Origin of the sequence: Parendozoicomonas callyspongiae (genome assembly GCF_023502345.1) — a bacterium.
GTDB lineage: Bacteria > Pseudomonadota > Gammaproteobacteria > Pseudomonadales > Endozoicomonadaceae > Sansalvadorimonas > Sansalvadorimonas callyspongiae.
In genome coordinates this window covers 90,756-116,764 of record NZ_JAMFLX010000004.1, presented here as the reverse complement: position 1 = coordinate 116,764, position 26,009 = coordinate 90,756, and the positions used below count along the sequence as shown (strand labels likewise).

General features: G+C 46.6%; 26 protein-coding genes and 1 pseudogene. 12 read left to right on the top strand and 15 right to left on the bottom strand.

Features of this window, described 5'->3' with window-relative positions; all coding sequences use genetic code 11:
- Positions 1-21: 21 nt before the first annotated feature.
- Complete coding sequence (locus M3P05_RS04350) at positions 22-2,373, top strand: protein kinase domain-containing protein (RefSeq protein WP_249698102.1); 2,352 nt, start codon at positions 22-24, stop codon at positions 2,371-2,373.
- Positions 2,374-2,404: 31 nt separating this feature from the next.
- Here the strand turns inward: M3P05_RS04350 and M3P05_RS04345 are convergent, their stop codons facing one another.
- Positions 2,405-2,608 (bottom strand): hypothetical protein, encoded by a 204-nt coding sequence (locus M3P05_RS04345; RefSeq protein WP_249698100.1) that lies wholly within the window; start codon positions 2,606-2,608, stop codon positions 2,405-2,407.
- A 106-nt stretch (positions 2,609-2,714) separates the two neighbouring features.
- Between M3P05_RS04345 and M3P05_RS04340 the strand changes: the two genes are divergently transcribed.
- A complete protein-coding gene (locus M3P05_RS04340) occupies positions 2,715-4,235 on the top strand; it encodes an F-box/WD repeat-containing protein (protein WP_332841995.1) in 1,521 nt (506 codons plus the stop codon).
- A 67-nt stretch (positions 4,236-4,302) separates the two neighbouring features.
- Here M3P05_RS04340 and M3P05_RS04335 read toward each other — a convergent pair whose 3' ends face one another.
- Complete coding sequence (locus tag M3P05_RS04335) at positions 4,303-5,403, bottom strand: hypothetical protein (protein WP_249698096.1); 1,101 nt, start codon at positions 5,401-5,403, stop codon at positions 4,303-4,305.
- A 127-nt stretch (positions 5,404-5,530) separates the two neighbouring features.
- Between M3P05_RS04335 and M3P05_RS04330 the strand changes: the two genes are divergently transcribed.
- Positions 5,531-5,707: a hypothetical protein gene (locus tag M3P05_RS04330; RefSeq protein ID WP_249698095.1), complete on the top strand. Its 177-nt coding sequence runs from the start codon at positions 5,531-5,533 to the stop codon at positions 5,705-5,707.
- Between the two features lie 74 nt (positions 5,708-5,781).
- On the opposite strand, the gene aspA is transcribed toward M3P05_RS04330, so the two are convergent.
- The gene (aspA, locus tag M3P05_RS04325; protein WP_249698093.1) at positions 5,782-7,218 is read right to left on the bottom strand and encodes an aspartate ammonia-lyase; all 1,437 of its coding nucleotides are present in this window, start codon (positions 7,216-7,218) and stop codon (positions 5,782-5,784) included.
- Positions 7,219-7,611: 393 nt separating this feature from the next.
- Between aspA and M3P05_RS04320 the strand changes: the two genes are divergently transcribed.
- The 3 genes from M3P05_RS04320 (at position 7,612) to M3P05_RS04310 (ending at position 10,063) form a co-directional block, all read left to right on the top strand.
- Positions 7,612-7,902 (top strand): RNA recognition motif domain-containing protein, encoded by a 291-nt coding sequence (locus M3P05_RS04320; RefSeq protein ID WP_249698091.1) that lies wholly within the window; start codon positions 7,612-7,614, stop codon positions 7,900-7,902.
- Between the two features lie 294 nt (positions 7,903-8,196).
- A complete protein-coding gene (locus M3P05_RS04315; RefSeq protein ID WP_249698090.1) occupies positions 8,197-9,036 on the top strand; it encodes a hypothetical protein in 840 nt (279 codons plus the stop codon).
- Positions 9,037-9,175: 139 nt separating this feature from the next.
- Positions 9,176-10,063, top strand: coding sequence for an alanyl-tRNA editing protein (locus tag M3P05_RS04310; RefSeq protein ID WP_249698087.1), 888 nt, complete (start codon positions 9,176-9,178; stop codon positions 10,061-10,063).
- On the opposite strand, the gene M3P05_RS04305 is transcribed toward M3P05_RS04310, so the two are convergent.
- Positions 10,057-11,322: an alanine racemase gene (locus tag M3P05_RS04305; protein ID WP_249698085.1), complete on the bottom strand. Its 1,266-nt coding sequence runs from the start codon at positions 11,320-11,322 to the stop codon at positions 10,057-10,059. The genes M3P05_RS04310 and M3P05_RS04305 overlap by 7 nt on opposite strands.
- A 108-nt stretch (positions 11,323-11,430) precedes the next feature.
- Entirely contained in the window at positions 11,431-13,026 is a 1,596-nt protein-coding gene (locus tag M3P05_RS04300; protein WP_249698083.1) for an alkaline phosphatase D family protein, read from the bottom strand.
- A 150-nt stretch (positions 13,027-13,176) separates the two neighbouring features.
- Between M3P05_RS04300 and M3P05_RS04295 the strand changes: the two genes are divergently transcribed.
- The 6 genes from M3P05_RS04295 to holA all read left to right on the top strand — a co-directional run bounded on the left by M3P05_RS04295 (position 13,177) and on the right by holA (position 17,097).
- Positions 13,177-13,527 (top strand): YggL 50S ribosome-binding family protein, encoded by a 351-nt coding sequence (locus tag M3P05_RS04295; protein ID WP_249698081.1) that lies wholly within the window; start codon positions 13,177-13,179, stop codon positions 13,525-13,527.
- Positions 13,528-13,657: 130 nt separating this feature from the next.
- Positions 13,658-14,053 (top strand): phnA protein, encoded by a 396-nt coding sequence (locus M3P05_RS04290; protein ID WP_249698079.1) that lies wholly within the window; start codon positions 13,658-13,660, stop codon positions 14,051-14,053.
- 55 nt (positions 14,054-14,108) lie between these two features.
- Positions 14,109-14,510: a hypothetical protein gene (locus M3P05_RS04285; protein WP_249698078.1), complete on the top strand. Its 402-nt coding sequence runs from the start codon at positions 14,109-14,111 to the stop codon at positions 14,508-14,510.
- Positions 14,501-15,358, top strand: a complete 858-nt coding sequence (locus M3P05_RS04280; RefSeq protein ID WP_249698254.1) for a serine/threonine-protein kinase — start codon at positions 14,501-14,503, stop codon at positions 15,356-15,358. The genes M3P05_RS04285 and M3P05_RS04280 overlap by 10 nt, the downstream gene beginning before the upstream one ends.
- Positions 15,359-15,457: 99 nt before the next feature.
- Positions 15,458-16,042, top strand: coding sequence for an LPS-assembly lipoprotein LptE (locus tag M3P05_RS04275; RefSeq protein WP_249698076.1), 585 nt, complete (start codon positions 15,458-15,460; stop codon positions 16,040-16,042).
- Positions 16,039-17,097, top strand: coding sequence for a DNA polymerase III subunit delta (holA, locus tag M3P05_RS04270; protein ID WP_249698075.1), 1,059 nt, complete (start codon positions 16,039-16,041; stop codon positions 17,095-17,097). Before M3P05_RS04275 ends, holA begins: the two co-directional genes overlap by 4 nt.
- Before the next feature lie 144 nt (positions 17,098-17,241).
- On the opposite strand, the pseudogene M3P05_RS04265 reads toward holA, so the two are convergent.
- The 10 genes and pseudogenes from M3P05_RS04265 to eat form a co-directional block, all read right to left on the bottom strand.
- Positions 17,242-17,822, bottom strand: a pseudogene (locus M3P05_RS04265) (transposase); the annotation flags it as partial.
- Positions 17,810-17,956: a hypothetical protein gene (locus tag M3P05_RS21195; protein WP_408635862.1), complete on the bottom strand. Its 147-nt coding sequence runs from the start codon at positions 17,954-17,956 to the stop codon at positions 17,810-17,812. The pseudogene M3P05_RS04265 and the gene M3P05_RS21195, both read right to left, overlap by 13 nt.
- Positions 17,953-18,102 (bottom strand): hypothetical protein, encoded by a 150-nt coding sequence (locus M3P05_RS04260; protein WP_249698071.1) that lies wholly within the window; start codon positions 18,100-18,102, stop codon positions 17,953-17,955. The genes M3P05_RS21195 and M3P05_RS04260 overlap by 4 nt, the downstream gene beginning before the upstream one ends.
- A gap of 331 nt (positions 18,103-18,433) precedes the next feature.
- The gene (locus tag M3P05_RS04255) at positions 18,434-19,201 is read right to left on the bottom strand and encodes a protein kinase family protein (protein ID WP_249698069.1); all 768 of its coding nucleotides are present in this window, start codon (positions 19,199-19,201) and stop codon (positions 18,434-18,436) included.
- 105 nt (positions 19,202-19,306) lie between these two features.
- Positions 19,307-19,555, bottom strand: coding sequence for a hypothetical protein (locus M3P05_RS04250; protein WP_249698067.1), 249 nt, complete (start codon positions 19,553-19,555; stop codon positions 19,307-19,309).
- Entirely contained in the window at positions 19,556-20,272 is a 717-nt protein-coding gene (locus M3P05_RS04245) for a glutamine amidotransferase-related protein (RefSeq protein ID WP_249698065.1), read from the bottom strand. It abuts the gene before it with no gap.
- Between the two features lie 76 nt (positions 20,273-20,348).
- Positions 20,349-21,512, bottom strand: a complete 1,164-nt coding sequence (locus M3P05_RS04240; RefSeq protein ID WP_249698063.1) for an iron-containing alcohol dehydrogenase — start codon at positions 21,510-21,512, stop codon at positions 20,349-20,351.
- Between the two features lie 44 nt (positions 21,513-21,556).
- Entirely contained in the window at positions 21,557-22,945 is a 1,389-nt protein-coding gene (locus tag M3P05_RS04235; RefSeq protein WP_249698061.1) for an aldehyde dehydrogenase family protein, read from the bottom strand.
- Positions 22,946-22,976: 31 nt separating this feature from the next.
- The gene (locus tag M3P05_RS04230) at positions 22,977-24,350 is read right to left on the bottom strand and encodes a glutamine synthetase family protein (RefSeq protein WP_249698059.1); all 1,374 of its coding nucleotides are present in this window, start codon (positions 24,348-24,350) and stop codon (positions 22,977-22,979) included.
- A gap of 178 nt (positions 24,351-24,528) precedes the next feature.
- A complete protein-coding gene (eat, locus tag M3P05_RS04225; protein WP_249698057.1) occupies positions 24,529-25,962 on the bottom strand; it encodes an ethanolamine permease in 1,434 nt (477 codons plus the stop codon).
- Positions 25,963-26,009 lie beyond the last annotated feature (47 nt).

Below are 26,009 nucleotides of genomic sequence, written 5' to 3'. Positions count from 1 at the left end.
TAACTTAGCATGGTTTGATTAATGGAAGCATCTGCCACTTGCCACACAACAACAAGCTTTTCGCCTCCTCCTGCAAAGGCCCAGCCATCAAATGGAACCAAACCGACCCAGCCAATCGCCAGCATTGCTGCGGAAACCTCTTGCAGGTTTCAAAATCAGGTTTTTTCAAAGCCTATTGAGAGCAGATCTATTCAAACCTATCTTGATAACCACGTGAAGATGACTCATAGCAGAGTCATTGGGGGTGGCTCAACCGGAAATACTTCGATATGGCTCGACGCGGATGGAGAAAGCTATGCAGTGAAAATCATAGAAAAAGGCCCAAAAATGTACTCACTGCTCAAGGGAGAGTTCTATGCCCTGTTGTTCAAACACAAGAATATCGCCCGAACTCATGCCGTTGTATTCCAGAGAGACAACCAATTTTATCTGGTGACTGAAAAGAATTATCAAGAGGAATTCAAAAAAAACTCAAACATAACCGGTGATACTTCTGGTACAGAGCCTGATATTGCTGCGGTGATATCTGAATTTGTGCCAGGAAAGCAGCTGTTTCCTGCTTACATTCCCCGAGCCGATTATTTGGACAAGGTCATTGATATTATGATCCAGCTTTGTGAGGCACTGGCCTACCTGCATCAAATGGGTGTTGTTCATTGCGATGTGCATTCAGGTAATTGTCTATACGATCAGGAGACGGGAATAGTAAAGCTGGTTGACTTTGAAGGGGCAAGATACCTTAACAGGGGAGAAGATCCAGATGCAATCGTAGCGCCTTTAAACTATGCAGCTCCAGAGGCTCTCTTGGATAGAGAGGGCCAGGGCAAGAGCCTGTATAGTACGAGTACAGATCTATGGGGAGCGGGGGCTATATTAATCGAAATACTGACAGAAAATATGCCAGGCGATTACAGCACAACCAGTAAGCAATTCACTCATTTCAAGGTTTCAACGGTTACACCTCAGGTTATTCCAACCGTAACTGTCGAATGCGTGAAAGCATTTGCAAACCTGGGTGTCGCAAATAAAATGAATGTCATCGCATGTGCAGCTGCTCATAATTTTCATCATATCTGTAGGCAAAAAGAATTTGGTGCATTAGCAAGGCTTGCTACTGATCTTACGGCGTATCACCCGTCCCATAGACCTACAGCCATAGAGACGATTACGAGATTAAAGAATATCAGAGCTACTCCACCTACTGAAGGTGTTGCAGCCATACCAGACTGGTTACAGAATAAGCAGCTTTCAGAGCCGATCAGTGTGGGTAAACTTGATACCTACCTGAAGAAAATTATGGGAATGAATTATGTTCATGATATTGGCAGCGGTCAGTCAGGAATAGTTTCAGAATGGTCAGGACCTGATCAGAAAAAATATGTAGTTAAAATATTCAAACATGAACATGAATTTAATGAACTTAATGCTCTGCAGTTAAAACATATCAGTATCGTTCGTACTTTTGCGATGATTTGCCAAATAGACAGAGGGTTTTACATTATCACTGAAGATGATTTTCATAATAAAAAATATGGTGAAATTGGTTTTGGTTTTTTTAAAACTGCTGCTGTTATTGCTGAGCTGGTTCCTAGTAAAAATTTAGGACAGCTGATCAATTCTCCGGATATTGACCTGGAAGCAATGATCAATATATCGATCCAGCTCTGTGATGCTCTGCGTTACATCCACGAGCAGCATCAGCTTATACATTGCGACGTAAAAGCTGACAATGTACTTTATGATAAAGAGACAGGAGAAATAAAACTGATTGATTTCAATTCGTCAAGATTATTACACGATTCTTCTCCTCCCGGCTTAAGGGGAACGCTAACAAATCTGGCTCCGGAGGTGATTCATGACTTTCCGGGGCCGAGCACAGATATATGGGGAGTTGGTGCCACAATCATGCACCTGCTTACGACCAAACCTCCTGGCTTATTCGATAGAGAGACTTCAACTCTTCTAGAGATTTTTCCCGAAGAAGAGGGAATGCACTGTATTCAAAAGCGCATTCTAAATTTTGCTGAAACATCATTCGATGAAAAAGTAAAACTGATCATGGATTCGATGGAAGACGACCCGGACAATGACCCTCCGAAATTCCCAGATTTTGTCGATATTATTGTGGAACTTTTAAATAAAGACCCTGCTGGTAGACCAATATTGGCTGATATAATCACCAAGCTGAAGCAGTTGAAAGATATGTCTGACACCGAAGTCGTAGAAAAAAAATCGACAAAACCTCCCCAAGGTACCATTCCGCCATATCTGGGTCTGGGGCTGCAACAAGACGATTTTAAAGACATGTCTCCGTGTACACCTACTCAGTGCACTGATCACCAGCTCAACGATCAGTATCAAGTCATTGTGTGAACACTTCCATCCATTTAGGCACGAAACACTGCTAGCCCACCAGTTCTGTCACCATATGTTCCCCTTCAGGACATAGCCAGACACCGACACCCGGCATCAGTGTACTGGCAACCTGGTTAAGCAGGCGAACATTGTTTCCATCCCTGTGGAAGTGTCTTGGCATCCGTCCCACCGGAGGCAAGGCATAGAGAGGAACTCGATCAAAAGGATATGGAACCAGTGTGGCTGCTGACATTTCTTGTGAGTTCTTACCGTTTTGTCACCTGATATCAGGCACTAAACAACTGCCGCAAAATCGAAGGATTTAAGAATGGGAAAAACTGATGAAATGATTTAAGGACATGGCAATGCAGGTTTACCACAGTGATACACCCACCACCAGTCCAGCAGGAGACTCTAATGCGAGTGGTGCGAAAATAAAAAACAATACAGGATGGGATTATTACTCTGTTGAAAAAGAACGGCTGATAGCTCCAGCTCCCAACACAGGTTTAGCAGATCTGTCAAATGAAATGCTTGTAAAAGTCCTTTCCAACCTGGACATAAAAAGTATTTCTGCTTGCAGGCGCATAAACTCCCGCTGGAAAAAACTTATTGATAAAAATCATCTACAGGCTCTCTCTTTCAATCGGGACCTCCATTGTCCCCCCATTTCACAAGCGCTTCAGTACGACCATTCGCTCACCAGAAGTTGGCTAGCAGGTTTCAGCAATAAAGGAAAAGAATTAGCCGGACAGCTGGACGGGCTTGGGGAGCATAAAAATCTCCCTGAGATATTATTTTTTTCCATTGCCAAAGCCTTAGCCAGGGCAGAGCGTCTGACTTGCAAAAAAGTAGGCGTTATCCAGCATACTGATTGGGTGCGCACCGCCAGCTTCAGTCCCGATGGACATCACATTGTGACAGCCTCCGATGATAAAACCGCCAAAATCTGGAGGCTTGTTGATGCCCAATGGCAGGAAAAAGCCACCATTCAGCATACGGGTAACGTGAACAACGCTTGCTTCAGCCTCAATGGGCATCACATTGCAACAGCGTCTCAAGATGGAACTGCCAAAATCTGGGGGCTTGTTGACGGTCAATGGCAGGAAAAAGACACAATCCTGCATATGGCTCCCGTGAATAACGTTTGCTTCAGCCCCGATGGACATCACATTGCGACAGCTTCTTGTGATAACACTGCCAAAATCTGGGGGCTTGTTGACGGCCAATGGCACGAAAAAGACACCATCCAGCACACTGATTGGGTGAGAAATGTCTGCTTCAGCCCCGATGGACATGACCTTGCGACAGCCTCCGATGATAAAACCGCCAAAATCTGGGGGCTTGTTGATGCCCAATGGCAGGAAAAAGCCACCATTCAGCATACGGATTTCGTGAACAACGCTTGCTTCAGCCTCGATGGGCATCACATTGCAACAGCGTCTCAAGATGGAACTGCCAAAATCTGGGGGCTTGTTGACGGTCAATGGCAGGAAAAAGACACAATCCTGAATATGGCTCCCGTGAATAACGTTTGCTTCAGCCCCGATGGACGTTACTTTATAACACCCTCTTATGCTGGTAACACCTCCAAAATCTGGGGGCTTGTTGACGGCCAATGGCAGGTAAAAGCCAGCCTCCAGCATACGAATTTCGTGAACGACGCTTGCTTCAGCCTCGATGGGCATCACATTGCAACAGCTTCTTGTGATAACACTGCCAAAATCTGGGGTGTTGTTGACGGCCAATGGCAGGTAAAAGCCTCAGTCCAGCACGATCATTGGGTAACAAATGTCCACTTCAGCCCCGATGGACGTTGCTTTGTGACAGCCTCTTGTGATAACACCGCCAATATCTGGATGTTTGAAAGTGGAGAATGATGTTATTGCCTGAGCATACAACGCCAAATTCAGCGACTACCGGAGGCAGTTCGACAAGAAGTACTGATCAGTCGAGATAGTCTGCAATCGCATCCATATTCTTTTTGGTGTACTTATGGCAACTTGCTCTGAAAGGAAGGTGTTGCCAATAAAGAACCGTTTCACACCACCAGCCGGTGTACCAGATATCGGCATTCTCATGCAGGCCACTGAACATATGACCAATCTCATGAGCAGCCACCTGATCATCATCGTCAGCGGCCATGCCATACTGGCCTCCGACGTAGGCAACACCCAGCGTCTGCCAGTTCATCATTTGTTCGGTTACAAGAAGAAATTTATTACGGCGATAAGAGCCGACAATACCGTTGCCCTGCTTGTAACGCCTGAATTCAACAGCCAGCTCTTTCAGTTTGTCAGCCGGTGTTCCTTTATAGTTGAAACTCTGAATACGGTTGTCTGAACGGAAGTCCACAATCACCTCGCTGAACAATGATGGGTTTCCTTTGGACATATGGCGTTCATTCACCTTGTTCATCTGCCCAACCCACCAGGTGAACAGCTCCTTGGTCAGTTTCTTATCGCTTTCTTTAACATCATTGTGAACAAATACATAAATAGTAACTGGCTGATTGCCGCTGTAGGCGGTGTTGATATCCTGCTCGGTTTCCCGGAGTTCTTCAGGGGTTTGAAGCTCCAGATCGATATCCAAAGGCTTATCACCTTTCTCAACTTCACTCTGCCAGATACTTTCCCGGGCCTGATTTCCCTCCAGGGTGGCATGTATACGCTCTGAATTTTCACCGACCTGTTCCCTGTAACTTAAGTGGAGGCTGCTGCCATCAATCAGGGCAATAGCTTCATTGCCATCAATCTGGGTCTTGTGCTGAGCCATCCCCATATCAACCCCATCCTTCCGAACCTTCAGGGGCAACCGCTCACCAATACTGACAACCTTCTCGCCATTCCGCCCCTGATAACTGAAAAGTACCGGAGCATCAGCACCTTCAACAGATGAGTATACTGCACTCTTATTTATTACCCTGCTCGTAATCTGGGAAGCCCCATCCTGTTCCAGGGATAACATCTCGGCCTGAACCACTCCCAAGGAAGCTATCGCAAGGGATAAAGTCCCCAAAAGCTGGAGTGACAGTTTGAATAGTCGCATCACATTCTCCTCAGTTCTGCGATGCTTATCGGCAAGAAAGGAGAAATCTTCCCTACATACACAGCTTCAACCACGAGTTTCTATAAAAAATGCCGATAGGCCTCCTATACTCAATAGGAGGCTCATCATGTCATTAAGGAAAATGCGGATGCGAGTTATTGATCGTTTGACCCTGATTGCCGTACATACCGTTGCGGTATCTGTTGCAATGACTGCGGGTGTAATCAGCAACACTCTGAGCCTGGTTGATGATGTTCTGGACCAGCCTTCAAAATCAAAAAAGCCTTTTCAAGATAAGAAATAGCCTCCAAATCCCTAAAAAAATGCCGAGCCTGATATTCACAGGCTCGGCATTTTTATTTCACTCAAAGTGGCAGATCAAGCTCTGGCTTGAACAGAGACCTCAAAACGCTTACCGCGATATTGCGGTGCCTTCATGTTTTCCACGGAGAAGATTTCGTCCAGCTCTACCTTGGAGAGCAGGTTCCGCTCCAGAACCACATCACGAACACTCCGCCCGGTCTGCGCACAGATCTGACCCACAATGTCACCTTCATGGTGACCAATGAAGGGATTCAGGAAGGTCACAATACCGATAGAATCAAATACCTGCTTCTCACAGACATCACGGTTAGCAGTAATACCAACAATGCATTTATCCATCAAAGTCTCACAGCCACGCTCCAGCAGGTGCATGGACTCGAACAGGCTCTGGGAAATTACCGGCTCCATAACATTCAACTGCAGCTGTCCAGCCTCAGCAGCCATGGTGATGGTGATATCGTTACCCACAACCTTAAAGCAGATCTGGTTAACCACCTCAGGAATCACCGGGTTAACCTTGGCTGGCATAATGGAAGAACCAGCCTGACGCTCTGGCAGGTTGATCTCGTTCAAGCCTGCACGGGGGCCAGAGGAAAGGAGACGAAGATCATTACAGATCTTGGACATCTTCACAGCCATGCGCTTAACAGCGCCAGACAACATCACATAAGCACCACAATCTGATGTAGCTTCCACCAGATCAGCGGCCTGCATGTAAGGCTGGCCAGTCACTTCTGCCAGCTTACGAACAGCCAGAGCAGAATATTCGGAAGGCGTATTGATGCCGGTACCGATAGCTGTGGCACCAAGGTTGACTTCCAGCAGCAGCTCACGGCAGCGATGAATGTTTTTCAGCTCTTCACGCAGGGTCACTGCATAGGCACGGAACTCCTGCCCCAGAGTCATGGGCACAGCATCCTGTAGCTGAGTACGTCCCATTTTCAGAACGTCGGCAAATTCTTTGGACTTGACTTCAATAACGGCAACCAGCTTTTCCAAAGACCACAGCAAATTTCCGGTGCTGTTAAACAGAGCAACCCGGAATCCGGTCGGATAAGCATCATTGGTAGACTGACACCGGTTCACATCATCGTTGGGGTTAACGATTTCGTAGTGACCTTTCTCATGCCCCATCAGTTCCAGGGCCAGGTTGGCCAGAACTTCATTGGTGTTCATGTTGACGGAAGTGCCCGCTCCACCCTGGAAGACATCAACGGGAAACTGATCCATACACTTGCCGGTTTCCAGAATAACGTCACAAGCTTTGACTATAGCTTCAGCAACTGTTGGGTCGATCGTACCCAGTTCACCGTTAGCAAGGGCTGCAGCCTTCTTGGCCAGAACCATGCCCTTAACAAATTCCTGGTTATCCTGAATACGTTCATTACTTATCTGGAAATTTTCCAGGGCACGAACAGTATGGATACCATAATAAGCCTCGGCGGGAACATCCATGGAACCCAGAAGGTCTTCTTCCGTGCGATACTGCATCACAGTTTCACCTGCAAATAAAAATGCTTGAGAGGAATCTCTCAACAGGGGGATTTAAAAAACAACAAGGAAAGCCAGTGCTCTCAATTGAACATTGAGAACTGATTCAAAAACAACTGGGAGCACACAGGCGCAGGCTAACATAGTCCTGTTCAGATAGGCAGGTATTAAAATAAAGAAAAATTAACATTTGGTGCGAACTATTGACCCAAGCCCGACTTTTTGAACTTTCCGTATTTACGGCGATTGAGTTGTTTTGCATTCATAATTCACTTTGGTTAAGTTGCGCTCTTGAGGAGAATGTTGATAGTTGTGCCCACAGTCTTGCGCACTGATGGTGTGAACTGAACGAGTATCCAGACATAGATTCTTATAACATCATCGGAGCACTGCATGCAGCAGAATAAACTGTTCATTGGCAACCTGTCTTTTCGCGCAACCGAACAGGAACTGGAAGAAGTTTTCGGTCAGTACGGTGAACTTGAAGAAGTCAAGATCATCATGGACCGGGAAACCGGCCGCTCCCGCGGTTTTGCTTTTGTAACCTTCGCTGATGATGCGTCCGCCAAAGATGCCCTGGCCCTGGATGGTACAGCAGTCAGCGGACGTGATATGCGTGTCAGCATTGCCACCGAACGTCCTCGCCGTCCGGCTGGCAACAATAACCGCAGTAATCGTTTCTAATTATTCCGGTTATTCAATTCCGGCGCAGATGCGCCGGAATTCCTTCCCCTTCTTAGAAAGATTTTTTTATTATTAATAAGTTATAGAATTTAATTCTTATTACCCAATTATTTCCAGCATCCTGAAAAAACCAGTCTATAGTTTTCGCTCAATCTAATAACCGATGAAAATCTGATATTCTGGTGAGGGTGATTGATGCTGTTAATAAGAACAATACCTTTTCTATTCGTGTTAATTTCTCCGGCTGTTCTCTCAGATCAGGCCTCATACCCTCCATATGATGCATCTACCTTGATGGATAATTATGGTTATTCTGAAGAGCAGGCTCAGAAATTCTCATTGGTACTGGATAGCATTCTTCATATTGACCGTCATAAAGATGCATTACCGAAGATAAAAAAAATGGGACATGATTTCTGTCGTTTACTATTGGATCAGGCTGCAGGAACCTCCCCCAGAAAAACCATTCGGCTTTATGCACTTGGACAGGCACTAGGCAAATGTACTGATAAAGCCAGTCTCTCCATGATCAGTCACTATATCGTTGGGGATTCCGAAGACAGGAGCCTTAAACGGGAGCTTATAACTGCGCTGGCTGAAAACAAGTCATCCACAGCAAGAGCTGCTCTGAGTGATGTTATCAACCAACTTTTTCTAGACTGGCTCGAATCGCATGATGACTCATTTCCTGAAGATGATGCGATGTATAACCCTTTACAGGAAACTTTGTGGACTCTTGCATATACCAAGCCTGATAAGCTTATCCCCAGCGTAAAACGGCTGGCAAAGGATGCTCTTACTGAAAAAGTGGATTTTCCAGAATCCATTCTGGAACCAGTTATCACCATCCTCGGAAACACACAAAGCAAAGGGGCCCTGAAGCTACTCAAAGAGTTTGCTATTTCCCCTTTCAGCAATATCTACCCTGGTACACTGGCAGAAGCCTTGATGCATAAAGAACAGGCTGAGCTAGCTCAAACACTGGCAAAAACCTTCAGGATCCAGTGTGAAGCAGAACCGGAAAAATCTATGTGTGAACATCAGCGCTGGAAAGTTGAGTGGGTAGAGAGCCAGGCTGAAATCGTAACAGCTGAAACTGCACCAGAGAGTGAAACCGATACTATGATGCCTTGAGCCAGAACAGGAATATTTTTAGAACTTTCTAATGCCCTGTGTGATCATCTGGAAGTAAGGCAGAATGTAAAGTTCTACCTAAAAAACACTCTTAAGGTAGAGATTGCACTGTTTATTATTTCAGGTTGAAGCTCTGCTAATGTCTACTGAGAACCAGTTCCAGGTCACTTTCCCACAACGACAATCATCCGTACGAGCGAACGTCGTCAGATCAGAGCTAACAGAGACCGGCAAAATTGCTGTTGTAGCTGAATCAACGCCATTCCATCCTGTTGATTTTACCTGGCCTGACCAGCCTGCTGACCGTGGTTCTTTGCAGGTGGACGGCTTAACCCTTGAGGTTAAAGACTGCCTGACCGGAGCGATCAAACACGAGAGCAACGAGTTTTATGTAGGGAGTGATATCCCAGCCAGAAAAGGCGATGATGGATGGTCATTTGTTGTCGTACATCTTGTAGACAGTTCTCCAGAAACTGAAAACCTGATGACTGGTGCGGAAATCACACTCACTATTGATGCGCACTATCAGCAACAACTAAGCCTTGGTCATACCGCCTGTCATTTAAGCGCTATGGCACTCAACCAAGCCATTGCTCCTTTTTGGCGCAAGATTCCAAGCAGAAAGGATGCTTTGGACCGACCTGACTTTGATCAGATGGCAATTGTCTCTTCCCAGATCCAGCCCGGTAGCTCTCGTGATCACTACCGGATTGGCAAGACTATTCGCAAAAAAGGTCTTCTAGCGGCAGAGATGATTCAGGATCTGCCACAACTTATGGCGGCAACCGAACAACAGGTTAACAGCTGGCTGACTTTGGGTTCACCCATCGAGATAAACTGTGAAGGTGGCTCCCTGACAGATAGAAGATACTGGCATTGTCATCTGGGCGAGGATGGATATGCAGTTATTCCCTGCGGAGGAACCCATGCCAGAAATCTGCAGGAACTAGGTGCCGTCAGGGTTTCTGCAGAGCTACTGACTGACACCGAGTTTGTGATGGTGACTGAAGTGATTTCTCTTCAGTAACTTTGGTCGAAAGATTCCCACTCCCCAACAACCTGCTCCTTGCGAACAACCAGAATGCGGCCGAACTGAAGAAGTACGGCCTCGCTCTGGGTTGGCCGCAAAAAAACAAAATCATCTACTCCCAACCCTGTTGATTCTGAACCGGTCAGCAACTCCTGGTTGGTACTCCGCCCGTAAAGTGCATTATTTGATAAACCCTTTGGTGATTCCAGAACAGCCTTCCACCAGCCACCATAGATAAAGTAACTACGAGCCATATTTGGGGTCAGGGCTTTCCAGAATCCATTCAATTTTTCCATAACCGGAATCTGCAACCTATCCAGTACCTTCAGGACTGGCGTAGCAATATAAATAGCTGGTTTGTGATCTGTAAGGCTAAATAAGTCGAAATCGGTAGGTTTAACAAAGGCTGATCCCAGAGCCAGCTCATTGAATGGTGTCCGGTCATTTTCAGGATACAGCTGGTAAGTCATACTGCCTCCACCATTCAGGCAAAGGTCATCGTTCCAAAGAGAGGGAAACTCGTTTTTCACCACATCAACGAATTCCTGATACTGCCGAAGCGCGCTGACTCTTGCAGGTTCACGCTGCCCCTTGAGCAGTTCTGGAATTTTCCCAATATGTGGCTCATATCCGACAAAGCCACTGAACTGAAAATGCTCATCATCTTCTGATATCTGCTTAAGCATTACCCTAAGCTCATCAGTTTTCTCCACCCCCCCCCTGTGCAGGCCAACATCAAGTTCCACGGCAACTTTAAGGGTGACCTGTTTCTCTATCGCTAACTTTCGATACTGCTTCAGCCTGTCGATGTTATCCACCAGCCACTTAACACGCTCAACAGCTGCCACACTCATTTGCTCGGAGTGTTCCAGAGTCTTTCGCAGGGCAGAAATGGGAAAGGGTTTGCCAATCAGAATATCGGCATGGGGAAACCGTTCCAGCTGTTGAACAAGAAATGGCTGATGGAAAACCATAAGCCTGTTGGTTTGAAGCTTTTCCTGCAGATACTCTATCAGTTCAAAACATGGCAGCGACTTGGCGACAATGCGTACTTCCGATGTATCGCCAAAATGCTCAGAGACCCTCTCGATATTGTGATCAAGAGAGTCAAGATCAAGAACTAGGCGAGGGTGTGAAACACCATATTTTTGTAACTGTTCCTGAAGCCTCATAAAATAAAGGCTGTGAATACTCCCTTTGTCATGACGCCAATAGAGTATGATCCCAATCAGAACCATAAAAAGGAATAATTTCATGAAATACCCTGAAAGATTTCCATAATAAACTGCATTGTACCAGCGGAGTATTTCTCACCTGCGTCAGGAGTTCCAGCCTGCAAGAGGCACGATAGCATCAAAATTATTTCAAGTCAGGTCGAAGATGATATGCAGTTTTTCATCCCGATACTTAACCTGCAGAACGTGGGTGGCTTCAGGCTTCTCGAGACGCTCTCTGGTTGGAACGCTATAGACATCCCAAATCACCTCATCAGCATTCAGGGTAAGAATGGCAAACCCATGAATTTCACTGTTGAAATGCGCCAGATGGTGGTTTTGATCCTTCAGGTAATAACGAATCAGATCCATTATCCGGTCAAAGTTACCAATAAAGCCGATTTCATCCTTCATATTGGGAGAAGTAATGGATGGCGTCATAAATTCCACAGCCAGATGGTCTGGTGCATCGGGCTGATCAAATGGCTTCACCTGGGATACCAGGGACGTGTGCATATCCCCGGTCAAAATCAGCAGGTTGTGGATATTCGAGTCATCCAGCTGCTGCTTGAGCATGGCACGTTCAGCCCTGAAACCATTCCACTGGTCAGTGTTAACAAGGCCATCCGGAATAATATCGAGATGTTCCCCATAAGCGACAAACCGGGAGAACATGGTTTGATTTCCCCATAGGCGCCAGTGAGCATCACTGTGTGCCAGCTGATGCCTGAACCAGTCGAGCTGCTCATGACCCAGCATGGTCTTTTTTGGATCATCGGCATCAACATGCTCTCCATCCCTGTAGCTGCGTGAATCGGTGACAAAGAAGTCAGCCATTTTGCCCAGCCGGAATGAACGATAGAGCTTGACAAACTTCTGGGGGTTATCAGTAATCGGATTAACCTGGATACGCGCAGGTGTGTAATTCACCCAGGCTTTGCGGGAGTCCAGCATCAACCGGGATTTTTCAAGGGGGGAAAGAAACTTATAACGTTTGCCAGGGATACCCGCCTGATTACGCTCACGGTCCCAGAACTGGTTATCTGCCACTTCATGGTCATCTGGAATTACAACAAAGGGCATTGAAGATAGTGAGTACTGCAGCTGTGGGTCACTCAGATAATTTTGATAGAGAAACCGGAAATCCTCGGCTGTCATAGCTGAAGGACTGCGGCTGGGAAACGTCATTGGCCGAATAATTTTTGCCGCACTGGAATCATAAGATGAATATTCATAAGTGAAGTCACCATCGAAGAACGCCAGGTCCAGCTCGCCTCTCTCGGCCATATCCCCCAGAATCTGATGGGCATTAAAGTACCCTGTTGAGTAATCCTGACATGTCAGAACAGCCAGTTTAATCGGCCGTTCCTGATCTCTCTGGGGCAGCGTCTTTGTGCGCCCTGTACGACTTGTCACACCATTGTGCACAAAGCGGAAGAAATAGACTGTGTCAGCCTCAAGGCGCCCATTCAGATCAACGTGAAGGGTGTAGTCATTCAGCGGATCAACCTGCAGACTCTCTTTAATGACAGGGCTTCCAAACGACTTATCTTTGGAAACTTCAAGTGAAACAGGATCACTCCCTGTGCATTTCTGCGGGTTCACCCGGGTCCAGAAAACCACACCGCTATCGGTTGGGTCCCCGGAACGAACACCAAGAGGGAAATGTTCATTCTCTTCATGCTCAAAAGCCACCACGGACAAACTGAACAGAAGACTCAAGAAAAACAGCAGGCGAGACAACATAAGAGTAAACCACCGTACCAGTGATGACTGAAACGGAGGGGAAGTCTAGTCAAGGCGCGGGAGGATGCTCACAATTAACAGCAATTCCATAACAACACCGTATATAATTGCCCACAGTAGCTTATTGCTGTTCAAGTTTAGGAAGTACCAATGATTAAACGAAATGCCACAAACCGATCCCGCCGTTTGCGTAAAAAACTCTATGTCGAAGAATTCCAGGTTCTTGGTTTCAATATTGACCTGAAGTTCGTTGCCAACTCTTCTGAAGACGACCTCGACTCTTTCTTTGAAGATTTTCTCGACTCCGCCACTTACCAGAATGGTCTGATCTTTGGCGGTGGCGGCACAACTGAAGAGTTCTCTGGTTTTATCATTCCCATGGAGCGCTATAAGTCAGCAACCGAGGATGACCGCAAACTTATCTCTGACTGGCTGAAGAGTAACTCACAGGTTGAAAGTGTTGAGATTGGCGAACTCCAGGACGCTAATGCTGACTTTTAAATAAGAGTCTGCCTGTAAGCCAAAATAAGAGGGCAGCCCAACGTGCCCTCTTACTCAAGCAGATGATATTTTCAGTTTCAGCTGCACACCTTATGCTCTCATCACCTGCCCTTCAGCAAAGGAACACATCATGGCTAAAGGATTAATCAAGCACCAGGAACGCCAGCAGGCTCTCAGCCTTCTGGGCAAGGATCTTACCCGCCGGGCAAGTAGCAAGTGTGAGCTGTGTGAAGCAGCAGGTGTTCGGCTGGTCACTTTTGAAGTCCCCCCCGAGCCCAAAGAGCCGAATATTGATCACTGCCTGCTGATCTGCGAAGAATGCAAGACCCACCTGGCAGATCGCAAACATCGTCAACCTGACCACTGGCGCTGTCTGACCAAAACAATCTGGAGCGAGCTGCCCGTTGCCAAGGTTATTGCCCTTCGCACGTTGCGGGAGTTGGCAGCATCTCACAGCTGGGCTTCAGATGCTTTGGAAAATGCCTGGCTCGAGCCAGAAGTGGAAGAGTGGGCAGCCCTCAACTAATCCAGGGATTGTAGAACTATAGTAATAGGACTTATGCACGGATGCGGGTTCTATTATGCCGAGTACTAACTCAGTTCCTCCTCAGGGTTCGGGGCAAACCAGCCCAGTTCCAACCACATCCCCGCAAAAAAAGTATCACGCCTACGATCCTCGCCAATGGAAGCAGTGGGTTGTCAATATCATTGCAAAAGCGAAAGGTGATAAAACCCAATTTCGTGGCAAAGATCTTCTCAAGAAAGCCCTGGAGGAAAAGCGGGAAGGCGATACGTCTCTATACAAGAGGTCAATTAAGCATATAACAAATCCTGATGCGGCAAAGAGTATGCTCAAGCGGCAGGAAAAAGGAGATAATTCTCAAAAAGTATCAAGAAAAATGTCTCCGCTTAAAACCCTTGGTCAGGGGCATTTGGTAAAGCTGAAACGGTATTTCCTGGTCGGGCAGGCCCGATTTCTGTAAGGAAGCAGGCTCTCAAAGGGAAAGATGAAGAACTCAGGCATGAGCAACAGCTTCTTTCTCAGCTCAAACACCGCAACATTGTAAAAACATCAAAGCCCTCGCTGCTCAGAAGACTCATGGTTTCTGACCAATCAGAAATGTATATGGAAAACGGGGGAGCCACACTCAAAACCCTAAAGAACCTTATTCCGCAAAGAACTGCCCTGCCAACGACAGAACAAAAGGTCAAAGAAGCCAAACAGCATATGGGGCAGGTTGTCGATGCCCTCGTTTATCTTCAAGGCAAAGGGGTGATTCATTTTGATCTTAAGCCAGACAACATCTTGCTTAATCCAGTCACTGGCAGAATTCTGCTCGCAGATTTCGGGCTCGCTAGAAAAACCTATAGTCAAGGAAAAATCTACGCTGCAGGCGGAACCCAAGGCTACATGGCACCAGAAGTTGTATTAAGTTTTCTGGATAAAAACGCTCCCCCTGTTTCTACAGCAGCAGATGCATACTCGCTGGGCTGCATTCTTTTTGAAATGATTACCGGCAGCAAATATTTACCCACCTTTGGGCAAACGGAAGAAGCACAATACGCAAGCCTCTATGAAAGATCTTATTCTGAGTACTCTGAACCTCTTATAAGAGCAAAAATTCAACATGCAATGCCAGGCATCCCACCAGCTCAGATTGATGAAACAGTCAATCTATTAATGGGAATGCTTAACCCAGACCCTCAAAATCGCATCGGCCCAAGGGAAATTGCACGTCATCCTTTTTTCTCTGGGTTTTGTCAGCCCCTTCAAGCACCTCAAAAACCGGGCATTCTAAAACAGATCAAAGGATGGCTTGGTTACAAATAGACAAACATCACTGCATCCATCGTCTTAAATCAGCTGCGGGGTTATAATCACCGGTCAGGTATGATCCCGCTAACAGCGCAATAACAGCGAAAGTGTACAATGACCAGAATTCAACGGATGTTCTCAACGGTCCTGGTGGCCTCTCTTGCCATGTTTGTTACCGCCTGTGGTTTTCATTTACGCGGTACGGTTGATATTGCTTCTGATCTTGAGAGTTTATCTATTCAAAGTCCTGATCGGGGTTTCCAAAAGCTGCTGGCCACTTCCCTTGAGCAGACCGGTATTCAGGTTAAATCCGAAGCCCCTTACAAAATCACTATTCTTGATCTGAATAGCAAGGAACAGATTGCCAGCACCTCCGGCGGCAATATTGTGACCGACTATGACGTTATCGCTACCCTGAAATGGCAACTGGAAAATGCTGATGGCCTGAAGCTCACTCAGCCTATTGAAATGCAGCAGTTCGCCACATATCAGCGTTATGAAGATCAGTACAACGCATCCCAGCGCGAGCTGGAAACTATCTGGAAGGATCTGCAGAGAACCCTTGCAACCTCTCTGACCCGCCAGATTGCGGCCATGAGTAACTCTCAGCTTGAAGAACTTACCGTTAAGGCCCGTGAAGCATTGAAAGCAGCAGAGCAGAATGCCCAAAACCAGCCCCAAGGTCTTCTGACTCCATGAAGATTCGCTTCGAGCAACTGCCAGGTCAGCTCCAGAAGGGGCTGGCTCCGGTATACATAATTGCCGGAGATGAGCCTCTTCAAATTGAGGAGGCCTGTGACACTATCAGAGGTGCAGCCAAAGATAATGGCTTTACCGACCGGGTTGTTCATCATGTTGAACCCGGGTTTTCCTGGCAGGAAATTCTGGCAGAAGCCAACAGCCTGTCCCTGTTTGCAACCCGGCAGTTGATTGAGATACGAGTTGCTTTCGACAAAATCGGGGATGGAAAAAAGGTGCTGGAGGAATACGCAAAAAACCTTCCGCCTGACACTATTCTCCTGATAATCACCAGCCGCATTTCCAAAAAGCATGAAAAGACCAAGTGGTTTGCTGCCATGGAAAAACATGGCTGCTTTGTACAGGTCTGGCCGGTTGAACCACACCAGATGCCGGGCTGGGTTGCCCACCGCCTTAAAAAAGCTGGCTTAAGAGCTGAGCAGGAAGCAATAACCCTTCTTGCTGACCTGCTGGAAGGTAACCTGTTGGCTGCAGCTCAGGAGATTGAACGACTCAAGCTCTTAGCTGGATCTGAAATCATTACTGTCGACACCGTTCAGAATGTCGTCTCCGACAGCGCCCGCTATGATGTGTTCGGGCTGGCTGATGCTGTTCTGTCCGGCGACATCCGTCATAGCCTGCGAATTTACAATGGCCTGGTTTCAGAAGGTACAGAACCGACTATTATCCTCTGGGCTCTGACCCGGGAGCTGAGACTGGCGAACCATATGGCCAGTGGTCTGCGCCATGGTATGACGATTGATGCTGTGATTGAGCAGGTTGCCGGCCCTCACAGGCAGGTGCCGTTTATGCTCAAAAAGCGTAAAGGACACTATCTCAACTTTATTCACAGGCATGGCGAAAGAGCGATTCGGGAAATGATCAACCATGGAGCCCGCATTGATCGCATGCTGAAAGGTGCAGCCCCCCATGGCAACCCATCCGATGAACTGCAGGGTTTAGCCATGCATATGGCCGGGCTACCAACACCAGTCTCTCTGGCATCCAATATTTAACCGGTTGTTGATTCATGACCTGATCCCCCGAAATTGGAAAAAACGATTTGGGGACAATCCGTTAAAAGCACCTTTGGACAAGTAGGGGTAGTCCCCGTTATTCGTCCGGTTACCTGGTGAGAGGGCTTTCACCTCTCTAGTACATCATTTCTCTGAAATTGTCGGGTAAAGTTTCTTCAGTTTTACCCGTGCATCTTCGGTGGTAAACCTCCAGTCCATCTTGGCTTGGCTTGGCTTGGCTTGGCAAGTGTTTTTTTTGGATTCCCAGGCTGCAACTTCTGACCTCAAGGTATCCTGATCCGGAATACGGCGATTCAGGCATTGTCTGCTCAGAATGCTCAACTCAATCTCTGCCATGTTCAACCAGCTTCCATGTTTTGGCGTGTAATGAATGTCCAGCCTGCTGGCTAAACGGCGCGCCTCTTTGGGCTCAAAAGCCTTGTACAGAGACGCTGTAATGTGCGTATTGAGATTATCCATAACCAGCTGAATGCGGTCGGCTTCTGGAAAATGAACGTCTACCAGCTGTTTGATCTGCACGGCCCAGTCTTCAGATGTTCGCTGACCTGTTGCTTACTGTTCTCATCCATGCAAACAAGGGGAATCTGGGAGTCATATGGCAACTTGTAAACATCCAGTATGTTCTCCATGTTTGCGACAAACTCTGCGCTGGCTTTCGCAGGTATGCACCACTCCTTTTTTTACCAAGGCTTTAACTCGTTTTTTTTAGTTCACGCCAGACTGTTGTATCAGAGACACTTTCAACAATATCCAACTCAACCAACTTGTCAGCCAACTTGTCAGCCAACAGTTCCATAGTCCATTTTGAACGGCCTTCAGGTGGTTCTGAACAGGTCAGAGCAATGAGCTGGGCCTGTTTCTCTCCATCAAGCTTGCGCTCTGCACCTTTTCAAAGCGCTTGTGGCGAGCAGCCTTGCTTTTGACCAGCGCTTTGAGTGAGAGCTGTTCTTCAGCGGATAGCCGGATATGGTATTTGACAGGCATGATTTGAAAAATTCCAAATCATGCTCATTTTCGAGTTTGCTTTCCTTGGCAGAAGTCAAAAACAAGGAAATGATGTACTAGAAGCCTGTCGGACTTAACCGACCGTAGCGAGAAAAAGTCCGGTTTGAGCCAGTTTTTAGAAGCACTTGAGGATAATAGTGGTTCTATTTGACGAAAGTGGTTCTAAAAACTGGCCAAATCCGGCTTTTTCGCAGTAGGTGCGCGTTAAGTCCGACAGGCTCCTAGTTAAGTGCCATGCTCGGCACACACGCCAATTTCAGTGGCTGCGCCGCAGGTGCAGTCCTCTGGAAATTTTTGGTATGTGGCGGTGTTAAAGGTCTAGCGTCATGTCTGCTGAAAGATGAGAAAATGCCTGATGTGTCAATATGTCGCGGGCTTTTATATCCCGATTGCTGTCTAATAAAATAAGTAGGTTTTTACTGTTATCACTCAGATCAACTCTTTCTGCTATTGGTGAAAGAGCTTCTAAAACAACTCTAAGTGCTTGGCTATTGGAAGCATCTTCTTTTTCAATAGCTCGTTCTAAAGCGCTTAATTTTACACGACCGTCTTTTTTTACATATAAAAAATCAAACGTGCCAAGACTATCGTGATAAAGATTTTTTCTGTCTAATACCTCAATACCTTCCAATAATTGTCTGGCTAACAGTCGAAACTCCATGTCAGATTTAACGTTTTCAAACACACCTTTTCTCCAACTCATATCACCGTCAGCCCACTCAACAACTACAACTCCAGTTTTTCCTAAATCATGATTCTCTCGGCTTTGAATAATTGCAGGCTCCCCTTTGGTTATTTGGAAGCTTCTTAGATCTTGCTGAAACCTGTCTTCCCAAGAACTTTCTTTATCTACTACTTTGATAGCCCATTTTTTTGAATCTTTATCATGAGCCTGAAATATTTTAGAATACCACCCACTATCAACATGCCTGTCGATGATATAATTTTCTTTCAGTTTTGATTCAGATAACTTTTTACTATCGCATTTATAACTTTTACCACAAATAGACCAAATACACTCTTGAGGATGAGTATCTGAGCAAGAAGCAGTTACAGCTCCAGAGGTTACAGGCTTCATGTTTTAGCTCCATATAATAATTTATTCTTTTTAGACAGAGAATTACAAGAAATTATCAATGATATAACTACTTGGTTAGCGGTGATTTTCAAGGAAGATGTCGCCTCAAATTACCGCAGCTAAATCACAATGCTGCTGATTATCTAACCGTTCAGGGTTAAGCCAGACCTCCGCTGGCAACTGCCAGTTTCTGATGTCTCGACTTCCCCATCGTTCAGGGTGTTGCTCTTTCGCCTTGCAATAAACCTCTTCACGTTTCACAACCTTCTTCTTGCCCTGCATGTCTGTCCAACGGCGTCTGAAACTTGATACCACTGTACTTATGCTCCAGGTTGTACCAGTTGACGAACTCATTCACCGCTCCGAGGATGCATAGAACAAAAATTTCAGAATCCACCGTATTGATAATTGAGCATCAGACTCAGTGTGAAGTGAGTTCAAACCTTCAGCTATTCGTTCTTCAGGTATTCGTCCCTTTCGACTTAGCATCAAGTCCTTGATGTATGAATGGCTGAATTCTGGGTGCCCCTGAATACTAAGAAAATGATCATCGTACGAAACCATGTAGTAGGGACAAAAATCACTGGATGCAAGTATTCGAGCACTGTCTGGCAGTGTCATTATTTGGTCCTGGTGACTGACGATAAGGTTTAATGACTTGCTGGAAGGCTGCATCCATGGCTTACAATGGGTAACCTGGTTAAATGACATTCCAACACCCCAGCCTTTCTCTGAGCGAGAAACGCTTCCACCTAGCGCTTGTGCGATGACTTGGTGACCAAAACAGATGCCAACCAGTTTACAGTTGTTTTTATACAGCTGTCGCACGAATTTAAAGAAGGGAGGAAGCCATGGCAGGTTTTCATAAACACTATATCGGCTTCCGGTAATAATCCACGCAGGGCATTCTTTCGTGCTTGCTGGCAATTCACCTTCATGCACCTTGTAGACAGAAAAAGTGCACGTAGGATCTTCTTTTAAAAACAAGTTCATAAACATTTCTGGATAGTTCTTGTGTTCAGCCAAAAACTGCTCCTGAACATCGTCACATTGCAAAATTCCAATTTTCATAAGTGTAAAAAAGTCTTTTGAATGCTGAATTCAGCAAAACTGCAGAGGTATTGCTGAATTCAGAAAAGGTAAAATCTTAAAGTTCACCACGAATAGCCTTACGGCAGATAGTGGTGTACTGGTCAGCAATAAACGTAATAGGGTTGCCACTGGCTGATGGATCTTCGGTAGCCATCAGGCCTACTTTCTCCAGCTGCTCTTCATCAATACCAATCTCACCAAGACTATTTGGAATACCTATTTCACGGCGTAAATTTAATATCCAGTTTAAAAATCCATCAAAAGAACAATCTTCCAGTAGTAGATATTTGGCAAGGCGAGTGATATCTGTCTCTATGGCTTCGCGGTTAGCCTTCAATACATATGGCATAAGAACCGCATTAAGAAGACCATGGTGTGCGTCGTAAAGAGCCCCAAGAGGATGCGCCAGAGCGTGCATTCCTCCAAGCCCCTTCTGAAAGGCCGTTGCCCCCATGCTGGAAGCAACGATCATCTGGCTGCGGGCTTCAAGATCAGAACCATTGGCAACGGCTCTGGGTAGATATTCTTTAACAAGGCGAATGCCTTCCAAAGCAATTCCCTGAGCCATGGGGTGATAGAAAGGTGAGCAGAAAGCTTCCAGGTTATGGGAAAGAGCGTCCATTCCCGTTGCTGCGGTAATTTTGGCAGGAAGACTTGAAGTGAGTCTGGCATCAAGAATCACGATTCCAGGCAGCATCTTTGGATGAAAAATTATTCTCTTTAACTGATTTTCTTCATCGGTGATAACCGAAGCGCGACCAACTTCAGAACCCGTTCCGGCTGTAGTTGGTATTGCAACAATGGGCGCAATGGCATCAGCATCTGCCTGTAGCCAGTTATCTCCCACATCCTCAAAACTCCAAAGAGAACGGCTCTGTCCAGCCATCAGGGCAATCGCTTTGCCGGCATCCAGAGCCGAGCCGCCTCCCAGGGCAATAATGCCGTCATGGTGCCCTGTTTTGTAAGCAGCTACGCCATCAGAAATATTCTTTCCAGTTGGATTTCCCTTGATATCAGTAAACAGTTTGCAATTCAGATCTGTATTCATGCACAGTTCAACTGCTTTTTCTACAAGAGGGAGTTGCGCAAGCCCTGGATCTGTGACCAGCAGAGGAGAACTTATGCCCAGCTCCTTACAGGCATCTGCAAGCTCGTGGATGCGATCAATCCCGGAGCGTACGGAAGTTGGATAGTTCCAGTTAGCAGTGAACTGATTCAAACTTGTAGTCTTGTTATTCACAGTCTTCTTTGTACCTCAACTTCTCAGGTTGCTTTGATATGAAAAGACTTTGGTCGAGTCAAAGACTCATAACCCAGCCTGGAGAGCGTACAGCCACGGCCTGAATTCTTAACACCAGTCCAGGCTAATGCTGGATCAAGATAGTCACAGCGGTTGATAAAAAAGGTCCCGGTTTCCAGTTCTTCACCAATGGCAACTCCAACATCGGTATCTCTGGTGAAAACAGAAGCCGTTAACCCGAATTCGCTGTCATTCATAAGTTCTATGGCTTCCTGGTCTGAGAGCACTTTTTGAATACCAACAACAGGCCCGAAGGTTTCCTCCGTCATCACACGCATTGAGTGATCGACATTGGTTAAAACCTGAGGAGCAAGATAAGGGGTACCAGGGCTGTCCAGAGGAAAGTCATTCGCATCAATATGAGCAGTGGCTCCTTGAGCGATCGCCTCGGAAACCTGATTTCGAATAAATTCTGCAGCCGTGGCACGAACAACAGGGCCAAGGGTTGTTTCCGGATCATCTGAACGGCCCAGTTTGTACTGTTTAACCAGAGTTACGGCTTTGTCGACAAATCTATCGTAGACATCCTTATGAACATAAATTCGCTCAATACCACAGCAGGACTGGCCTGAATTGAAAAAAGCCCCATCCATTGTCACTTCTACAGCTTGGTCAATGTCGGCATCAGCTCGAATGTAGGCAGGATCTTTCCCCCCCAACTCCAGGCCTGCCCCAATAAACCTTCCGGCTATGGCTTTCTCGACCATTTCACCACCTGCGACAGAACCGGTAAAAGCGACGTAATCAATAGAATCATTCTGCATCAGCTCTTCAGTAGATTGGTGGGAAAGGTGCAGGTATTGAAAAACGCCTTTGGGAAGACCCGCTTTATTGAAAGCCTCAGCAATACGTTCAGCACATAAAGGTGTCTGGGCAGAATGTTTGAGAATAACCGTATTGCCAGCCATGATGGCTGGCATAATGGCATTGATGGCTGTTAGAAATGGATAGTTCCAGGGTGCTACAACAAACACAGTCCCAAGTGGAACTCGCTTTATCCAGCGTTGGAACCCGGGTTTATCTGGTGTTTGAACAGGTGCCAGGGCCTCCTCTGCCATGGAAATCATGGCGCAGGCACGTTCTTCAAAACCAGACACTTCACCCGCTGCATAACAGATGGGACGGCCCATCTGCCAACATAACTCACGTGCAATGTCGTCTTTTTTGGCGACAAAAGCCGCAACTGCTTTCTTGCAAACGGCAGCACGTTCACGAATTAAAGTGCTTCTCCAGAGTTTCTGAGAGTCGACGGCCTGGTTTACTGTGTTTTGAATCGAGCTATTAGAAGCGAGCTCTCTTTCAACATAGACAGAGCCATCGACAGGTGAAATTGTTTTTATAGAGTTGCTCATCTTGTTTATTCACTTATTAAAACAACGAAAGTCAGACGATCTCGAAATATCGATCCATTTCCCAGTCGGTAATATGTTTACGGAACTCTCTTTCTTCCCACTCGCGGGACGCTGCATAGTGCTCTACAAACTCAGAGCCAAGCATTTCCCTGGCTGCATTTGAGCTTTTAAATCGCTGGGCGGAATCCCAGAGTGTGCGGGGCAGTGCCAGCTCAGAGGAATGCTGCTGCTCATACGCATTGCCTTTCACCTGGGGTTCTGGTTCCCACTTGTTAATGATTCCATACAGGCCAGATGCCAGTGCTGCAGCCAGAGCCAGGTAAGGGTTAGCATCTGCGGAACCAAGTCGGTACTCGACACGCTGGGATTTGGCTGAGCCAGGAATGACCCGCAAAGCGGTTGTTCTGTTTTCTACGCCCCAGGTTGCATCTGTGGGAGCCCAGAAACCGGGAATGAGTCGTGTATAGCTGTTCACTGTTGGCGATAGCATGGCCAGAAATTCCGGCATCAACTTCTGCTGGCCAGCAATAAAGTGGCGCTGAACAGCGCTGATTCCGTGCTCTTTATTCTGATCAAAAAACGCTGAGCCACCACCATCTGTATTTTGGAGAGATATATGAATATGACCACTCTGGCCTGGGTAGTCGGCCGACCACTTGGCCATAAATGTGGCCATCATTTCATTCTTTTGGGCAAGAACTTTAAGGAAGGTTTTAAACAAAGCCGCTTTATCGGCAGCATTGGCGGCTTTATCAACCGCAATGGCGGCTTCTATGACTCCCGGACCTGTTTCTGTATGAATGCCTTCGATGGGAAAATCCATGGTTTCGCCCATCGCAAGGATTTGGTGGTAAAGATCCGAATGGACGGAATTTCTGATAATAGAGTAACCGAACCAGTCCGGTGTAATTGGTTCAAGGTCGCGGAATCCTTTTTCACGAGCTGACTTTGGCGTTTCATTAAAGAGGAAGAACTCGTACTCCAGTGCCGCATATGGTTCAAAACCAAGCTCATTGCACTTTTCGATTACCCTGCGGAGAGTGCCTCTTGGACAAACAGCTTCTGCCTGTTTGTCAAACTCAGCCATAAACAGCAGCATATTGGGTTCGGCATGAATTTCGCGGCAGGAGTCTGGCAGAATCCTTACGGGAGCGTCAGGATATCCGGTGTGCCAGCCAGTATATTTCACATTATCGTAAAGCTGGTCTTTGGAATCCCAGCCTAGAATGACATCGCAGAAGGCAAAACCGTTTTCCAATGACGAGAAAAACTTGGATTTGCTCATGTACTTGCCTAGCATCACTCCGTCATTGTCGAACAGCCCAATCTTCACATGAGTCAGCCCGCGCTCTTCAACAATCTGTCTGGCCTCTTCAACTGTGCGTACATCTCTTGGGTTTATCATTCAGCTGAGCCTCTTTAAATCTTGTTGTGAAACACCACGGTTATTATTGTTTTCACTTATGCCTGTTAGCTCTAAGGGGTGCTTCTCGCTGGTATCTTTATTGTGGACCCGGTATTCACCTTGTTGATCCAGATGAATACCGGGTCAGCACAGGGCCATATGTTGTTTTGGTGCTGAATCAGTTCAGCTCTTTTTCAGCGTTTGCAATGGCTGCAAACTCTTCTTCAGGAGCTTTGGCGACAAGGTGGTGACGGCTGAAAACGCCGAAGTAGACAACCATGATTCCATAAAAAACAGCAGACCAGAACGCGGCTTCCTGATTTACCAGAAAAGTAGAAATAAAGGCTATAACGGCCAACAACAGAGCAATGCCTGAGGTAAGGATGCCACCGGGTGTCTTATAAGGACGCTCCAATTCAGGCTCCCTTGCACGCAGAATAATGTGAGACAACATCATCAATGCGTAGGATATGGTGGCACCGAATACCGCCATAGTGATCATCAGGTCACCCTCGCCAGTCAGTGATAACAGGAAGCCGATCGCTCCAGGAATAATCAATGCCATGGCTGGAACCTTGCGATTATTGGTCACAGACAGGAATCGTGGCAGATAGCCTGCTCTGGAAAGGGCAAACACTTGTCGTGAATAGGCGTAAATAATGGAGAAGAATGATGCGATCAAGCCAGCTAAGCCTACAGCGTTAACGAATGTTGCCAGGGCTGAATCGGTTCCATAGATAGCCTGCAGAGCACCCACCAGAGGGGCTGCATGGTCTTTCATGGCATCAGACCCTGCTGCTCCCGGGGCCAGAAATAGAACCAAAGCACCAAAAACAAGGAGAATGACCATCGCTGTGATAATACCTTTAGGCATATCGCGCGCAGGATCGGTGGATTCCTCTGCTGCTAAAGGCACACCTTCAACAGCCAGGAACAGCCACATGGCAAAAGGCAGTGCAGCCCATATTCCGAAATATCCTTGAGGCAGAAAAGAAGACGCACCTGCTGCATCAAGATTCACGGTAATATCAAACAGATTCTTACTGTCAAAGTGTGGTATCAGCCCAAGAGAGAAAACAACAATAGCCAGCGCTGCAATAGCTGTAATGACCATCATTATTTTTAGAGCTTCGCCTGCGCCCCAAAGATGCAGTCCGACAAATATTGCATAGAAAGCGGCATAAACCAATGGTCCGTCCAAGCCAAACAGCTCATTAACGTATCCACCAATAAATACTGCGATTGCAGCTGGTGCAATCGCATATTCCAACAGGATAGCTGTGCCTGTCAGATAACCACCCCAAGGGCCCATCGCACGACGGGCATAGGAGTAACCACCGCCAGCCGTTGGCAGTGAGGCAGAGAGCTCAGCCAGTGAAAGCACCATAAAAAGGTACATGATTCCCATGGCAAGAGTCGCCAGAAGCATGCCTCCAAAGCCACCTTGCTCTAAGCCGAAATTCCAGCCAGCAAAGTCACCAGAGATAACATAAGACACCCCCAGACTGGCCAACAGAATCCAGCCTGCAGCTCCTTTTTTCAGTTGGCGTTGGTCAAGATAGTCATCACTAACGCTTTCATATTCCACTCCACTCGTATTGGTATTCAGCATATCTGCGCCTTTTTTTTATCGGAATTCTGTTTTTTGTTATTTTTTAT

Bases quoted from the DNA above. Each gene is read 5' to 3' on its own strand.
- M3P05_RS04350 (WP_249698102.1), top strand. From the start codon at position 22: ATGGAAGCATCTGCCACTTGCCACACAACAACAAGCTTTTCGCCTCCT.
- M3P05_RS04345 (WP_249698100.1), bottom strand. From the start codon at position 2,608: ATGTCAGCAGCCACACTGGTTCCATATCCTTTTGATCGAGTTCCTCTC.
- M3P05_RS04340 (WP_332841995.1), top strand. From the start codon at position 2,715: ATGGCAATGCAGGTTTACCACAGTGATACACCCACCACCAGTCCAGCA.
- M3P05_RS04335 (WP_249698096.1), bottom strand. From the start codon at position 5,403: ATGCGACTATTCAAACTGTCACTCCAGCTTTTGGGGACTTTATCCCTT.
- M3P05_RS04330 (WP_249698095.1), top strand. From the start codon at position 5,531: ATGTCATTAAGGAAAATGCGGATGCGAGTTATTGATCGTTTGACCCTG.
- aspA (WP_249698093.1), bottom strand. From the start codon at position 7,218: ATGCAGTATCGCACGGAAGAAGACCTTCTGGGTTCCATGGATGTTCCC.
- M3P05_RS04320 (WP_249698091.1), top strand. From the start codon at position 7,612: ATGCAGCAGAATAAACTGTTCATTGGCAACCTGTCTTTTCGCGCAACC.
- M3P05_RS04315 (WP_249698090.1), top strand. From the start codon at position 8,197: ATGGATAATTATGGTTATTCTGAAGAGCAGGCTCAGAAATTCTCATTG.
- M3P05_RS04310 (WP_249698087.1), top strand. From the start codon at position 9,176: ATGTCTACTGAGAACCAGTTCCAGGTCACTTTCCCACAACGACAATCA.
- M3P05_RS04305 (WP_249698085.1), bottom strand. From the start codon at position 11,322: ATGAAATTATTCCTTTTTATGGTTCTGATTGGGATCATACTCTATTGG.
- M3P05_RS04300 (WP_249698083.1), bottom strand. From the start codon at position 13,026: ATGTTGTCTCGCCTGCTGTTTTTCTTGAGTCTTCTGTTCAGTTTGTCC.
- M3P05_RS04295 (WP_249698081.1), top strand. From the start codon at position 13,177: ATGATTAAACGAAATGCCACAAACCGATCCCGCCGTTTGCGTAAAAAA.
- M3P05_RS04290 (WP_249698079.1), top strand. From the start codon at position 13,658: ATGGCTAAAGGATTAATCAAGCACCAGGAACGCCAGCAGGCTCTCAGC.
- M3P05_RS04285 (WP_249698078.1), top strand. From the start codon at position 14,109: ATGCCGAGTACTAACTCAGTTCCTCCTCAGGGTTCGGGGCAAACCAGC.
- M3P05_RS04275 (WP_249698076.1), top strand. From the start codon at position 15,458: ATGACCAGAATTCAACGGATGTTCTCAACGGTCCTGGTGGCCTCTCTT.
- holA (WP_249698075.1), top strand. From the start codon at position 16,039: ATGAAGATTCGCTTCGAGCAACTGCCAGGTCAGCTCCAGAAGGGGCTG.
- M3P05_RS04260 (WP_249698071.1), bottom strand. From the start codon at position 18,102: ATGCCTGTCAAATACCATATCCGGCTATCCGCTGAAGAACAGCTCTCA.
- M3P05_RS04255 (WP_249698069.1), bottom strand. From the start codon at position 19,201: ATGAAGCCTGTAACCTCTGGAGCTGTAACTGCTTCTTGCTCAGATACT.
- M3P05_RS04250 (WP_249698067.1), bottom strand. From the start codon at position 19,555: ATGAGTTCGTCAACTGGTACAACCTGGAGCATAAGTACAGTGGTATCA.
- M3P05_RS04245 (WP_249698065.1), bottom strand. From the start codon at position 20,272: ATGAAAATTGGAATTTTGCAATGTGACGATGTTCAGGAGCAGTTTTTG.
- M3P05_RS04235 (WP_249698061.1), bottom strand. From the start codon at position 22,945: ATGAGCAACTCTATAAAAACAATTTCACCTGTCGATGGCTCTGTCTAT.
- M3P05_RS04230 (WP_249698059.1), bottom strand. From the start codon at position 24,350: ATGATAAACCCAAGAGATGTACGCACAGTTGAAGAGGCCAGACAGATT.
- eat (WP_249698057.1), bottom strand. From the start codon at position 25,962: ATGCTGAATACCAATACGAGTGGAGTGGAATATGAAAGCGTTAGTGAT.